At 69.0% G+C, this 13,011-nt stretch carries 12 protein-coding genes and 1 tRNA gene; 7 read left to right on the top strand and 6 right to left on the bottom strand.

Features of this window, described 5'->3' with window-relative positions; translation table 11 throughout:
• The first annotated feature begins 197 nt into the window (after positions 1–197).
• From ispH to KF823_06705, 7 genes are all read left to right on the top strand, one after another.
• Positions 198–1,151 (top strand): 4-hydroxy-3-methylbut-2-enyl diphosphate reductase, encoded by a 954-nt coding sequence (gene ispH, locus KF823_06735; protein MBX3725598.1) that lies wholly within the window; start codon positions 198–200, stop codon positions 1,149–1,151.
• Positions 1,152–1,341: 190 nt separating this feature from the next.
• A complete protein-coding gene (locus tag KF823_06730) occupies positions 1,342–1,866 on the top strand; it encodes a GspH/FimT family pseudopilin (GenBank protein ID MBX3725597.1) in 525 nt (174 codons plus the stop codon).
• Between the two features lies 1 nt (position 1,867).
• Positions 1,868–2,380 carry a type IV pilus modification protein PilV gene (gene pilV, locus KF823_06725; protein ID MBX3725596.1) on the top strand — a complete coding sequence of 171 codons (513 nt, stop codon included), beginning with the start codon at positions 1,868–1,870 and terminating at the stop codon, positions 2,378–2,380.
• On the top strand, positions 2,377–3,717 hold the full coding sequence (locus tag KF823_06720; GenBank protein MBX3725595.1) for a PilW family protein: 1,341 nt from the start codon (positions 2,377–2,379) through the stop codon (positions 3,715–3,717). The genes pilV and KF823_06720 overlap by 4 nt, the downstream gene beginning before the upstream one ends.
• 14 nt (positions 3,718–3,731) lie before the next feature.
• Positions 3,732–4,463, top strand: coding sequence for a hypothetical protein (locus KF823_06715; protein MBX3725594.1), 732 nt, complete (start codon positions 3,732–3,734; stop codon positions 4,461–4,463).
• A 31-nt stretch (positions 4,464–4,494) separates the two neighbouring features.
• Positions 4,495–8,070, top strand: coding sequence for a PQQ-binding-like beta-propeller repeat protein (locus tag KF823_06710; protein ID MBX3725593.1), 3,576 nt, complete (start codon positions 4,495–4,497; stop codon positions 8,068–8,070).
• Positions 8,071–8,096: 26 nt separating this feature from the next.
• Positions 8,097–8,534, top strand: coding sequence for a prepilin-type N-terminal cleavage/methylation domain-containing protein (locus KF823_06705; GenBank protein MBX3725592.1), 438 nt, complete (start codon positions 8,097–8,099; stop codon positions 8,532–8,534).
• Between the two features lie 76 nt (positions 8,535–8,610).
• On the opposite strand, the gene KF823_06700 is transcribed toward KF823_06705, so the two are convergent.
• The 6 genes from KF823_06700 to KF823_06675 all read right to left on the bottom strand — a co-directional run bounded on the left by KF823_06700 (position 8,611) and on the right by KF823_06675 (position 12,759).
• Positions 8,611–8,686 (bottom strand) — tRNA-Thr (locus tag KF823_06700).
• A gap of 113 nt (positions 8,687–8,799) precedes the next feature.
• Positions 8,800–10,269 (bottom strand): RNA polymerase factor sigma-54, encoded by a 1,470-nt coding sequence (locus tag KF823_06695; GenBank protein MBX3725591.1) that lies wholly within the window; start codon positions 10,267–10,269, stop codon positions 8,800–8,802.
• A 152-nt stretch (positions 10,270–10,421) separates the two neighbouring features.
• Positions 10,422–11,141 carry an LPS export ABC transporter ATP-binding protein gene (lptB, locus tag KF823_06690; GenBank protein MBX3725590.1) on the bottom strand — a complete coding sequence of 240 codons (720 nt, stop codon included), beginning with the start codon at positions 11,139–11,141 and terminating at the stop codon, positions 10,422–10,424.
• Positions 11,141–11,686, bottom strand: a complete 546-nt coding sequence (gene lptA, locus KF823_06685; protein MBX3725589.1) for a lipopolysaccharide transport periplasmic protein LptA — start codon at positions 11,684–11,686, stop codon at positions 11,141–11,143. The genes lptB and lptA overlap by 1 nt, the downstream gene beginning before the upstream one ends.
• Complete coding sequence (gene lptC / locus KF823_06680) at positions 11,652–12,215, bottom strand: LPS export ABC transporter periplasmic protein LptC (GenBank protein ID MBX3725588.1); 564 nt, start codon at positions 12,213–12,215, stop codon at positions 11,652–11,654. Before lptC ends, lptA begins: the two co-directional genes overlap by 35 nt.
• Positions 12,208–12,759, bottom strand: a complete 552-nt coding sequence (locus tag KF823_06675; protein MBX3725587.1) for an HAD family hydrolase — start codon at positions 12,757–12,759, stop codon at positions 12,208–12,210. Before KF823_06675 ends, lptC begins: the two co-directional genes overlap by 8 nt.
• Positions 12,760–13,011: the final 252 nt, after the last annotated feature.

Below are 13,011 nucleotides of genomic sequence, written 5' to 3'. Positions count from 1 at the left end.
GGGGAGCGGGGAGCGGGGACCGGGGACCGGGGACCGGGGACCAGGGACCAGGGACCAAGGACCAAGGACCAAGGACCAAGGACCAAGGGGACTAAGGACTCGGACTCGGACTCGGACTCGGGACTTGGGACTTGGGACTTGGGGGGATCTGTTTGCGGTCGCGGATCGCGGTCGCTGCGGGTGCGATAATCGCGGGCATGGACGTCCTGCTCGCCAATCCCCGCGGCTTCTGCGCCGGTGTCGACCGCGCCATCGAGATCGTCGACCGCCTGCTCGATGCCTTCGGCGCGCCCATCTATGTCCGCCACGAGGTGGTGCACAACCGTTTCGTGGTCGACGGACTGCGCCGGCGCGGCGCCGTCTTTGTCGAGGAGCTCGACGAGGTCCCCGATGGCGGCACCGTGGTCTATTCGGCGCACGGCGTGTCGCGCGCGGTGCGCGACGAGGGTGCCCGGCGCAGCCTGCAGGTGTTCGACGCCACCTGTCCGCTGGTCACCAAGGTGCATATCGAGGTCGCCCAGCACTGCCGGGCCGGCCGCGACGTGCTGATGATCGGCCACGCCGGGCATCCGGAAGTCGAGGGTACCCTCGGCCAGTGGAGCGAGACCGACTGCCAGGGGGCGCGCATCCAGCTTGTCGAGACCATCGAGGATGCCCGCAGCGTGCAGGTTCGCGATCCCGGGCAACTGGCCTTCGTGACCCAGACCACCTTGTCGGTGGACGACACCCGGGACATCATCGCCGCCCTCCAGGAACGCTTTCCGGCGATTGCCGGTCCGCGGCGGGACGACATCTGCTACGCCACCCAGAACCGCCAGGACGCGGTCAGGCGCCTGGCCGGGCAGTGCGACCTGGTGCTGGTGGTGGGCTCGCCCAACTCCTCCAACTCCAACCGCCTGCGCGAACTGGCCGCCAAGGCCGGCATTCCGGCCCACCTGATCGACGGCGCCGCCGACATCGATCCGGCCTGGCTGGCCGGCTGCCGGCGGGTGGGGCTCACCGCCGGCGCCTCGGCGCCGGAACGGCTGGTCCAGGACGTGGTGGCCCGCCTGCGCGCCCTGGGGGCGTCGTCGGTCGAGGAGCTGGACGGCGAGCCTGAGGACATCGTGTTCGCCCTGCCAAGGGAGCTCAGGGTCCGCCTTGAGGGGTAGGTTGGGCTGGAAGCAGGGCGCTGGGGCCAGGAGGGGGCGCCGCTTGTCGGCTGGCAGGCGCCGTCGGTCGGGGCGGGCTTGAGCCCCCGACGCGGGCCGCGACACACTCAGGGCCCGGGAGGTGCGCATGAAACCCTGCAGGCAATCCAGTCTTGGCCGCGACGAAGGTGGCTTCACGCTGATCGAGCTGATGATCGTCCTGATCGTCCTGGCCGTCATGGTCGCCATTGCCACGCCAAGCTTTCGGGAGATCTCCCTCAACAACCGCAGCACCAGCAATATCAACAACTTGCTGGCAGACCTCTCCATGGCTCGAAGCGAGGCGGTCAAGGTCGCCCGGACCGCGGCGGTGGCGGCGCTCGGCGGCGACTGGAACGAGGGCTGGGAGGTGTTCGAGGACACCAACGGCAACGGCATCCGCGATGCCGGGGAGGCGCTCATCAAGACCGCGCCCGCCGTCAACGTGGGCTATGAGGGCAATACCAACTTCCTGTTCACCTTGCGTGGCGTTTCCGGCGCGGCTGCCGGCGGTGACCCGGTCCCCGTGGTGATCTTCGGGCCGCTGGGCCAGACGCGAACCCCGGCCGACGGGGCCCGCTTCGCGCTGTGCCGCCCGGGTGGCGACGCCGCCCGGTCCACTGGCATCCGGCTCGACCCCTCGGGCAGGGCGCAGGCTGTGCGCAATCTGGCCGGCATCGGCCTGGGATGCAGCTGATATGGCCAGTCGCCGATCGCCTGTTCGTCGAGCCCAAGCCGGCTACTCGTTGCTGGAAGTATTGATTGCCCTGCTGGTGTTCAGCATCGGCCTGCTCGGACTGGCTGCCATGCTGGTCTCCGCGGTCAAGGGCAACCACCAGGCCTACCATCACTCCCAGGCGGTCTACGTGGCCGAGGCGATGGCCGACGGCCTGCGCGCCAACCTGGCGGCGGTCAACGCCGGCAACTACAACACCGGTGGCTTCATCAGCGGCCCCACCGTTGCCGACTGCGGTCCGTGCACGCCGGCCCAGACGGCCGCCCGCGACCGCGCCGCCTGGGCGGCGATGGCGGCCCAACGCCTGCCGGCAGGGCAGATCTCGGTCAACTGCACCGCCGGTGCGGCCACCGGGTTCACCGCCGCCGGCTATGCCGGCGTCTGCACGCTGGGGGTACGCTGGAGCGAAGTCGGCGACACCGGACAGACCCAGGACGTCAGCCAGCGCGCCTTCACCTGGATGGTGCAGCCATGACGAACCTCCGCCTCCGCCAGCAGGGCCTGTCGCTGATCGAGCTGATGATCGCCCTGCTGATCGGCACCATCCTGCTGCTGGGCATCACCTCGCTGTTCAATACCACCGCCAACGTCAACCGGCTCGAGAACGGCCTGGCGCGACTGCAGGAAAACGGCCGCTTCGCGCTCAGCCGCATCGCCGAGGACCTGCGCATGGCCACCGCGACGCGCAGCATGCGCAAGGCCAGCGAGGGCGGCGGCCCGGGCGCCACCAATCCGGACCGGCCGATGCTGAGCTTCGTGAATCTCGGCGCCGGGCTGTTCGCGCAGGCCGGACTGCCTGCAGCGCCCACCGCGGCCGGCACCAGCCGCTACCTGATTCCGCCCAGTTACCTGCTGCGGGGCCACGACTGCAATGCCGCCACCTGCGCCCCGGCGATCGCTGCGGCGCCTGGCGCCGACCTGTACAACGTCTCCGGCTATGGCCCGCTGCCGGCGCTCGGTGTCACCGTCAACAGCCGCGCACGTGGTGGCGATGTGCTCACCTTGCGGTACCTGCGCGGGGAAGGAACGCCCCTGCGCGCCGACTTCAGCGGCCCCGTCGAGGGTGGCACGCTGCTCCTGCGTGCCGGCAGCGATTTCCAGCTCGGCAACAGCGGCCTGGTCGTGGTCGGCGACTACGCCACCACCGCGATCATGGCGGTGCGCCGCATCGACGGCGAGACCCTGGTGGGTGTCGGCAACATGACCGACGCGCGCGTGCTGAGCGCCTTCTCGCCGGACAACGATGCACGGGTGAACAACTTCGACACCGACTTCGTCACCGTCACCTACTACCTGCGCCTGAGCGACGATCCGTCGCGCCCGGGCCGCCTGGTCTCGACCCTGCGCAGGCGCGAGAACGGCATCGATGTCGCCGTTGCCGAAGGCATCGAGCGGCTCGACTTCCTTTACCACGTCGAGGACCGCCTTGGACGCATGAGGCCATTGACCGCCGCCCAGGTCCAGGCGCTTACGCCCGCCGACTGCGCCCAGGCCTCGCTCAATCCGCCGCTGGTTCCGCCGATCGCGGCGCAGGACGCCGCCAACTGCGGGTGGCGCTCGGTGCGCGCCGTCGAGGTGTTCCTGCTGGCCAACACCGTGGATGACGCCGGCTCCCTGGTGGAACCCTTCCAGTACGCCTTTCTCGCCACCGGCGCGGCCAATGCGGCCAATACGGTCCAGGTCGCCTGCGACCCAGCGCACGGCACCTGCCCGGGCGGCAGCATGACCACCCTGCCGTCCGGCCTGCCTCCTGGCCGGATGCTGCGTCGCGAGTTCCGCACCGTGGTCACCCTCCGCAACAACGCCTACTGACCGGAGCGCCGATCATGCCGATCACGCCGATCCGAACCACACGAAACCGAGGCAGCCGGCTGCCGCGCCGCCAGCAGGGCATGGCCCTGGTGATCGGCCTGATCTTCCTGCTGATCACCACGCTCATGGCGGTGACCGCCATGAGCGGCGTGGTCATGCAGGAGCGCATGGCCGGCAATCTCCGCAACGTCTCGATCGCACAGACGGGAGCGGAAAGCGCGGCTCGCGCCGGCGAGGCCTGGATCCGCGAATTCCACTCCAAGGGCGATCAGCTTTCCGGTGACTGCTCGGCCCTGGACCGGGTCTTCGCCCGCTCCGGATCCCTCACCGACCAGGCCGACGCCGCCTGCGGGACCAACGCGGCCAGGGCACAGCAGTTCCGCAGCAACCGGTCTTGGACCGCGGTGCCGACGGGATCGTTCATCCAGGAATTCCCTGCCGCGCGCATTCCGGACACCCAGCTGGGCGCCTACGATGGCGCCGGCCTGGCGCGGCGTCCGCAGTTCATGATCGAGAGTCTGGGTCCGCTCAAGGGCCTGGACAGCCAGGGTGGCCAGGTCGGTTCGTTCGGCGGCGTCGATGCCGCCGGCAGCGGCAGCGCCACACCGCCGCCCACGGTCTACCGCATCACCGGGCGCAGCACCGGCTCGACGATCAACGTGATCCGCTCGGTCGAAACCTATTACGTCGGCATCATGGGCGGCGCCAACGCACCCCCCCCGCCACCGCCGCCGCCCAGTCCCTAATCCGCTTGCCCGCGCGCCAGGAGCATCCGTCATGGCCTCCCTAAAGACTTTCCTCGCTTTCGTGGCGATTTCCGCTGCCGGAGCCGCGCATGGCCAGTCGCTGGACCTGTCGCGCGTGCCGCCTAGCATCAATGCCGCGCTGCCGCCCAATCTGCTGGTCACCCTCGACGATTCGGGAAGCATGGCGTTCGGATTCACGCCGGACCTGCTGGGATTCACGGCGACCGGCTCCAACAGGGGATGCTTCTGGCGCCACCCCCAGTACTACTCGGCGCATGTCAACAAGCAGTATTTCGATCCCAACATCACTTACACGCCGCCCAAGCGTGCGGATGGAACGTCTTTCCCGAACGCCAGCTTCACAGCTGCCCGCATCGATGGATTCGACGGGACCTCGACCGCCTACAACCTGTCCACTGGTTATCGGGTGACGATCAGCATGGCGCACGGTGGTCCGTGGGTCACCCATTCCGCATTGTCGACGACCACCACCACCCCAATGGGCGCGGGCTGTACGAGCGCCTACAATTCCACGAGTAACAAGACGGCGCGCTTCCCGTTCGAGAACGCGGCGTTCTACTACGACTTCACGCCGAACAGCAACTACAGCTCGGGATCGCCCGACGACCAGCGCAACTACACCGCCCGGCAGGTGAGCACCGCGCAGCGCCAGAACTTCGCGAACTGGTTCAGCTACTACAGGACGCGCCTGCTGACTTCCCGCAGCGCCCTGACGCTGGCCTTCGACGACATGAACCCGGCCAACCGGGTGGCGTGGCAAAACTATCACCAGAACCAGATCGGGACGAGCACCGAGATCAAGGCACTGGATGCCACCGACGGCACCTATGCCGACTGGAAGGGCAGGTTCTTCAACTGGATCCACAATTCACCTGCCGATGGCGGAACGCCAATGCGTGCCTCGCTGATCCGGGGTGGCCAGTTCTTCGAGCGTGGCGGGGCGAGCCAGCTCAACGCACGCAACCCCTACTACGACCCGGCTTACGGGCGGGAACTGTCCTGTCGCCAGAACTTCCATATCATGGTCACGGACGGCTACTGGAACGGCACAATCCCCAGCACCGCGCCGTCGATCGGCAATTACGACGGGACGGCCACGACCTTCCCCGATGGCCGGGCGTACTCCACCTCTGCGGCAGCGAGCCGAGTGTTCTGGAACGTGGCATCCGGAGGCACTGCGGCGCCCAATCTGGCCGACATCGCGTTCTACTTCTGGGCCCGCGACCTGCGCGCGGACCTGACCAACGACGTGCCGATCCATACGCCCGACACCCGCACCGGCGTGGTGACCGGGGCGTCCGCCGGTGACGAGATCTACTTCAATCCAGTCAACGATCCCGGCAACTGGCAGCGGGTCGTCAGCTATTTCGTGGGATTCGGCCTGGGCGGCACCCTGGAGTACGACACCTCCGGTTCGTGCGTGGACAACCCATCGCTCAATGTGCCAAACCTCTGCCAGGGCGCCCGTCTTACCCGCCTGCGCCGCGGCGACGACATCTGGCCGGCGGCGACCTCCGGCCAGTCGAACACGCTGGACGACGCCTGGCATGCCGCGCTGAACAGCCGCGGACAGTTCCTCAGCGCCCAGGACCCCCAGGAACTGGTCGACTCCCTGAACTCGGTGCTGGACAACGTCAGCCGGCGCCAGGGAGTCACCGGATCGGCCGGCTCCACGGCCTTCCTCCGAACCGACACGGTGCAGTTCGAGGCGTCCTACGATAGCGGTTCCTGGGCCGGCGACATCCAGGGCCGGCAGATCAATCCGGAGACTGGCCTGCCCACGGACGTGTTCGCATGGAGCAGCAGTGCGGGCGCCCAGCTCGACGCCCGGACCCCGGCTTCCCGGCGCATCCTCTTCAACCGGGCGGCGAGCGGTCCGGCCACCACGGTGGAGTTCCAGTGGGGCAACCTGAGCGGCGCGCAGCAGACCATCCTCAATCGCAATCCGCTGACCGGCACGGCCGATGCCCTGGGTACCCAGCGGGTCGCGTGGATCAGGGGCGCACGCAACGTCGAGCAGGGTACGGGGGGCGTGCTCAGGCAGCGGTCGACCATTCTGGGTCCCTTCATCGGTTCCAGCCTGATCAACGTCGCGGCGCCCCGCTTCGGCTATCGCGGTCGCAGCGATTTCGCCGAAGGCGGCACCCAGTACGCCCGGTTCCGCCAGGACAACCGCGATCGTCCGGCAACGCTCTACATCGGCAGCAACGATGGCATGTTGCACGCGTTCAATGCCGAGACCGGCGCCGAACGCTGGGCTTTCATCCCCAACCGCGTGTTCGCGAACCTGGGGCGCCTGACGGTCCCGGAGTACCAGTTCGTTCCGTTCGTGAACAACACGCCGATCGACCATGACGTCTTCTTCGGCGGTCGCTGGCGAACGGTGCTGGTCGGCACGCTGGGGCTTGGCGGGCAGGGCGTCTACGCCATCGACGTATCCAACCCCGACTCGCCGACGGTGTTGTGGGAGTTCACGGACGAGGGCGACGCCATGCTGGGCTACACCTATGGCCGCCCGAACGTCGTCCGCCTGAGCGACGGCACCTGGGTGGCGATGGTGCCGGCCGGCTACAACAGCGAGGCGACCGTCGACTACGCCACGCGCGGTCTGCCCAACGAGCGGACCGATGCCCATGCCCACGCAGGCGGCAACAGCACCGGCGCGGTCTTCGCCATCAACATCGCCACCGGTCAGGCCCGTCGCATCAATGTCACCGCGGCGCGCGGGTTGGCCACCGTCCAGGCGGCCGACTACGAACTCGACTACAAGGTCGATTTCCTGGTCGCTGGCGACCTCAACGGCGACCTCTACCGCATCGACCTGCAGGACCGCACCTGGGACAACGTCGCATCCGCGCCTGTCGACCTGCTGTTCCGCGGCAACCGGGTGACCGGCGTTCCGCAGCGCCCGATCACGACCGCGCCGACCATCTATGCCGATCCCAGCAGCGGCAAGATGACCATCGTCGTGGGTACCGGCAAGTTCATCGAGAACAGCGACCGCGAGATCAACATTCCGCGGCAGGCCATCTATGGCATCCGCGAGTGCGGGCAGGGATGCAGCCGCTATCCGATCACCCAGGCAACCCTGGTCGAACAGACGCTGGCAGCCGGCACGGGCGGCTTCCTGAACATGAGCCAGACCAACGTGGTGCCACAGGACCGCGATGGCTGGTTCGTACAGATCGGCAACCCCAGCCTGATGGGCGGGGCGTTGCGCGGCGAGCGGGTGATCGAGATGTCGGTGCCGGTGAGCTTCGCCTCGGGCATCGTCGCCCTCGGCAGCTTCATTCCGTCCAACGACCCCTGCTCGCCCCTGGGTACCGGCGCCATCTACGTGCTGTCGGCGTTCACCGGCGGCTTCCCGTTGCCGGGCGATCTCAACACCGGCGGGACCGCCTATCTGCCGGGTCAGGGCGTACTGGGCGGCGGTGCTGCAGGCAGTGTCGGCACCGTGACCAACCGTCCGCCCGACCTGTCGGCATTCCTGAATCCCGACGGCGGTTCGATGAGCCTGATGGGTCAGAAGATCCTGGGTGTACCGGTGCGCCGCCGCAGCGGCTGGCGCGAAATCCCGCTGGAATGACGGCCAAGGAGCAGACCATGTCGACGATGCCAGGGAGACGGGCAGGGGGTTTCACCCTGATCGAGGTGATGATCGTGGTGGTGATCGTTGCGATCCTCGCAGCGATCGCCTATCCCAGCTACACGCAGTACGTGCTGCGCACCAAGCGGGCCGATGGCAAGGCGTTCCTCAACCGGATCGCCGGTGAGCAGGAGCGCTTCTTCACGGCGCGCGGCCAGTACACCAACGCCCTGACCACGGCGAAGCCCAACGGTCTGGGCTTCGCCAACAACCGGTCGGAGCAGGAGTGCTACCAGGTGGCGATCGCCCTGGCCGACGCCAATCTGACCTACACGCTGACCGCGACGCCGATCAACTCGGCGCGCTGCGGCGACCAGACCCGCGACGGCCAGTGCGCCAACCTCACGCTCACCAGTCGTGGCGTAAAGGGCGCATCCGGTCCGCTCGGGGCCGCCTGCTGGTGAGCCGCACGCAGAGCCAGCGCTGCCTGCGCAGCTGAAGCCAAAGAAAAACGCCCCGTGAGGGGCGTTTTTTCGTTCCTGGTGCCGCTGAGAGGAGTCGAACCTCCGACCTACTGATTACGAATCAGTTGCTCTACCAACTGAGCTACAGCGGCATGGGGCGGGCAGTATAGGGCCGGGGCGGGACCGGAACAATCGCCGGCCTGACTGGCCGGCCAGCCGGAGGCGAAAGGCTGTGCCGGGCCTTGCGCACAGAGGGGGGGCTTGCTCAGCCCGCCCTGCGACGTTCGTGGGAAGGCGCCAGGCGCAGCTGCTCCCGGTACTTGGCGACCGTCCTGCGTGCCACGTTGAGGCCGCGCTGCTTGAGCAGGCCGGCCAGGGCCTGGTCGGACAGCGGGCGGGCGGCATCCTCGGCGGCGATCAGTTCGCCGATCAGGGCCCGCACGGCCGTGGCTGCGGCATCGCCGTCCTCGCCGCCGGCGTAGCCGGTGGAGAAGAAGTGCCGCAGCTCGAACACGCCGCGCGGTGTGTGCAGGTACTTGCGTGCCACGGTCCGCGAGACGGTGGACTCGTGGATGTCGAGTTCGGCAGCGATGTCCTTCAGCATCAGTGGACGCATCGCCTGCGGACCCTGCTCCAGGAAAGCTTCCTGGGCGCGGACGATCGCCGAGGCCACCCGGTACAGCGTGTCCTGGCGCTGCGCCAGCGCGCGCAGCAGCCAGCGCGCCTCCTGCAGGCAGCCGCGCAGGTAGCTGCGCGCCTCGCGCCCGGCCTCCCGGGCCATGCGCAGATAGTCGCGGTTGATGCGCAGGTCGTGGCCCTGGTCGCTGGCCAGGACCACCCGCCAGCGGCCGTTCTCGCGCACCGCGTAGACATCGGGCTGGACATACTCGGGGGTGCTGGTGTCCAGGCGGCCGCCGGGTTTTGGGTCCAGCGAACGGATCAGGTCCAGTGCCGCGGCCAGGGTCGTCTCGTCGCAGTCTGCAAGTCTCGCGAGCTGGGCACGGTCGGTACGCGGCAGCCTTTCCAGATGCTGATCGACCAGGCGTCGTGCCGCCAGGGTCACGGGATCCTCACGGTCGGGCAGGCTGTCGATCTGCACCAGCAGGCAGTCGCGCAGATCGCGGCTGGCGACGCCGACCGGATCGAAGCGCTGCAGCCTGTGCCTGACTGCCTCGATCTCCGCGTCCGAGACCTGCAGGTCCGGTGCAAGCGTCGCCTGGATTTCCTCCAGATCGACACGCAGGTAGCCATCGGTATCGAGCGACTCGATCAGAGCCACGGCGATGGCGCGGTCGCGATCGCTGGCAGGACTGAGCTGCAACTGCCACAGCAGGTGCGCGCACAGGTCGTCCGCGGGCGCCGCGGCCCAGTCGACCGGATCGCCCTCGGCGTCGCCGCCGCGTCCCCCACCGCCCCAGTCGCCCTCGCCGGGCTCCGGGCTGTAGTCCAGGTCGGCCTCGTAGCCGTCCTCGCCGCCGGTGTCGGCCGCCTCGCCGGTTGGCGCCGGATCCGCGGCAGGGGCACTTGTCCCCTCGGCGGCCGCGGGCGCAGCCGGCTCCTCCGGCCCGCCACTGGCGTCGCCCTCGAAAAGGTCCAGTACGGGGTTGCTCTCGACCTGCTCGCGCAGTTCGATCTCGAGCTCCGCCTGGGACATCTGGAGCAGCTTGAGCGCCTGACGCAACTGCGGACTCAGCCGCAGTTGCTGTCCCAACCGCAGTTCAAGGCCGGCGCGCATGGCTCAGTTTCCGGGAAGCCGGCGCCGGCGCGGCCCGGTGCCCATCGAAGGAACCGCGTGGACCGACGCGGCCGCGGCGACGCCGCATCCCCGCAGGCGCCGGGCGGGATCGCACCGTCCGGGGCACGCTTCGCGATGGCGCAAATGGTCGGTCACAGTCGGAACTCGTGGCCGAGGTAGATCTCGCGCACCTCGCGATTGGCGAGGATCTCGGCCGGACTGCCCTCCGCCAGCACCCCGCCGTTGTTGAGGATGTACGCGCGGTCGGTGAGGCTCAGCGTCTCCCTGACATTGTGGTCGGTGATCAGGATGCCGATGCCGCGGGTCTTGAGGTGCCTGACGATGCGCTGGATGTCCAGCACCGAGATCGGATCGACGCCCGCGAACGGCTCGTCCAGCAACATGAAGCGCGGCCTGGCCGCCAGCGCCCGCGCGATCTCGACCCGCCGCCGTTCGCCACCGGAAAGGCTGATCCCCAGGTTGTCGCGCAGGTGGGCGATCTGCAGCTCCTCGAGCAGGTCGTCGAGCTGGTCGGCCCGCGCCGAGGGCGCCAGGTCCCGGCGCAGCTCGAGGATCGCCAGGATGTTGTCGGCGACGGTCATGCGCCTGAACACGCTGGGCTCCTGGGGCAGGTAGCCGATGCCGCGCAGGGCGCGCTCGTGCATGGGGGCCTGGGTCAGGTCCTCGCCATCGAGGCGGATCTCGCCGGCATCGGCCGGCACAAGGCCGACGATCATGTAGAAGCAGGTGGTCTTGCCGGCGCCATTGGGACCCAGCAGCCCGACCACCTCGCCCTCGGCCATGTGCATGCCGAAGTCACGCACGACTTCGCGGGCCTTGTAGCGCTTGCGCAGACCGCGGACGGTGAGCATCAGTCGCCGTCGGGCTGACCGGCCGCCCGGGGGCGCGGCGGGATGACGAAGCGAACCCGTTCGCCATCGCCGCTGCCGGCCTGGCCCTGGACCCGGCCGCGGGCGATGTCGTAGGTGACCCGCTGTCCGGTCAGGGTGCCGCGCGGCTCCTCGATGCGGACGTTGCCGGTCAGCACGACGGCGTCGCTGCGCCGGTCGTAGTCGATCCGGGCGGCGCTGGCGCGCATCGTCCCGGCGGCGTTGTCCAGCGCTTGCTCCATGCGGGCAGGATTGCCGGTCAGGATCACACGGGTGACCTCGGCATCCTGTTCGGGCTGATGGACCTCGGCCTCCGCGGACTGGATGTGCAGGCTGCCCTGCCGGATCTCGACGCCGCCCGAGAGGGTGTACACCCCGCTGGCGAGGTCGGCGTCCGAGCTGCGGGCGCTGATCTCCATGGGCTGGTCGCGGTCGCTTTCCAGCGCCTGCAGTCCGGTGCAGGCCAGCAGGAGCAGCAGGGCGGCCAGGCGGTCAGCGCTTCGGCGGCGAATGCAGGCGGAAGTCATCGAGTTGCAGTCTGGACGTGGCGAAGTCGGCGCGCAGGCCGGAGCCCCGCAGTATAGATCGGCCCTGAAGCACGGTGACATCGGTATCGGTCTGGGCGCGTTGCGTCTCCGGAAACGCCACCAGGTGCTCGGTCCGGATGTCCAGCGGACGCGGATCGCCGGGCAGGCTGTGGAAGTGCACGCCGCCGCGCAGTTCGAGCTGGCTGCCGCTGGCCTCGATGCGACTGTCCCGGGCGCGCGCCTGCCACTGCGGCTGGCCCTCGCGAAGGATCACCATTTCCGGCTGCCGCACCAGGAAATGGCCATCGCCGCCATGGCGGTCCATGCGCGGCGCCTCGACCTGGAGCGAGAGCAGGCCGTCCTCCTTGAAGACGCGCAGCTCGAAGGCATCCAGGCTGTACTCGGGGCGCAACGGACCGACGAACGGCGGGGGCTCCGGCGGCGGCGTGAACAGCCACAGCAGCCACTGGGTCAGCGCTGCGGCCGCGGCGAGGGCGACGAACAGGCCCAGGGTCGTTCGTTCAGCCATGCCCGAAGCGCCGTTCGATGTCCGACAGGCGGCCCTGGGCGTGAAGGATCAGGTCGCAGACCTCGCGCACGGCGCCGGCTCCTCCGGCAGCCTGGGTACGGTAGTGGCAGTGCGGTACCAGCATGGGATGGGCGTTCGCCACCGCGACCGACAGGCCGGCCCGCTTGAGCACCGGCAGGTCGGGCAGGTCGTCGCCGGTGTAGGCGGCCTGGTCGGTGACCAGGCGCAGCGCTGCGAGGATCCGCTGGAAGCAGGCCAGCTTGTCGTCCTGGTCCTGGTAGACGAGCTCGATGCCCAGCTCGGCGGCGCGCCGGCCGACCACCGGGCTGAAGCGCGAGGAGATGATCGCGGTGCGTACCCCGGACTCGGTCAGCAGCTTGATGCCAAGACCGTCGAGCACGTGGAAGGCCTTGAACTCGCGCCCGTCGTCGGTGAACCACAGACGGCCGTCGGTGAACACGCCGTCGATGTCGAACACGGCGAGCCGGATCCTGGCCGCCCGGGTCAGCACGCGCTCGGGAACCTGGTCAAGTTGTGGCCACATCGGCGGGGCTCCAGCAATGGACTCGGGCAGTATCGCCCGGGCCGGCTTGACGGGGCCGGAACAGGCGCAGGCCATTGGACGCGAAGCGGCAGGTGTCTGCAAGGGACGCCGATCCGGGCCGGCCGACCTGCGTCCGGTGGCTACGCGCCAGGGGCGATCGGGCGCGCTGGACAGGTGCGGGGGCGGCAGGGACCGACTCCACCGGCTGCGCGAGGTGGTTGTGCCGGATTCGGCCCGCCTGGCGTGCGCCGG

This window comes from Lysobacterales bacterium, assembly GCA_019634735.1.
Lineage (GTDB): Bacteria > Pseudomonadota > Gammaproteobacteria > Xanthomonadales > UBA2363 > Pseudofulvimonas.
This window is presented reverse-complemented; position numbering and strand designations above follow the sequence as displayed.

Excerpts from the sequence above, each read along its gene's own strand:
- KF823_06675 (MBX3725587.1), bottom strand. The coding sequence starts at position 12,759 with ATGTGGCCACAACTTGACCAGGTTCCCGAGCGCGTGCTGACCCGGGCG.
- KF823_06715 (MBX3725594.1), top strand. The coding sequence starts at position 3,732 with ATGCCGATCACGCCGATCCGAACCACACGAAACCGAGGCAGCCGGCTG.
- ispH (MBX3725598.1), top strand. The coding sequence starts at position 198 with ATGGACGTCCTGCTCGCCAATCCCCGCGGCTTCTGCGCCGGTGTCGAC.
- KF823_06695 (MBX3725591.1), bottom strand. The coding sequence starts at position 10,269 with ATGCGCGCCGGCCTTGAACTGCGGTTGGGACAGCAACTGCGGCTGAGT.
- pilV (MBX3725596.1), top strand. The coding sequence starts at position 1,868 with ATGGCCAGTCGCCGATCGCCTGTTCGTCGAGCCCAAGCCGGCTACTCG.
- KF823_06730 (MBX3725597.1), top strand. The coding sequence starts at position 1,342 with ATGATCGTCCTGATCGTCCTGGCCGTCATGGTCGCCATTGCCACGCCA.
- KF823_06705 (MBX3725592.1), top strand. The coding sequence starts at position 8,097 with ATGCCAGGGAGACGGGCAGGGGGTTTCACCCTGATCGAGGTGATGATC.
- lptB (MBX3725590.1), bottom strand. The coding sequence starts at position 11,141 with ATGCTCACCGTCCGCGGTCTGCGCAAGCGCTACAAGGCCCGCGAAGTC.
- KF823_06710 (MBX3725593.1), top strand. The coding sequence starts at position 4,495 with ATGGCCTCCCTAAAGACTTTCCTCGCTTTCGTGGCGATTTCCGCTGCC.
- lptA (MBX3725589.1), bottom strand. The coding sequence starts at position 11,686 with ATGACTTCCGCCTGCATTCGCCGCCGAAGCGCTGACCGCCTGGCCGCC.
- KF823_06720 (MBX3725595.1), top strand. The coding sequence starts at position 2,377 with ATGACGAACCTCCGCCTCCGCCAGCAGGGCCTGTCGCTGATCGAGCTG.
- lptC (MBX3725588.1), bottom strand. The coding sequence starts at position 12,215 with ATGGCTGAACGAACGACCCTGGGCCTGTTCGTCGCCCTCGCCGCGGCC.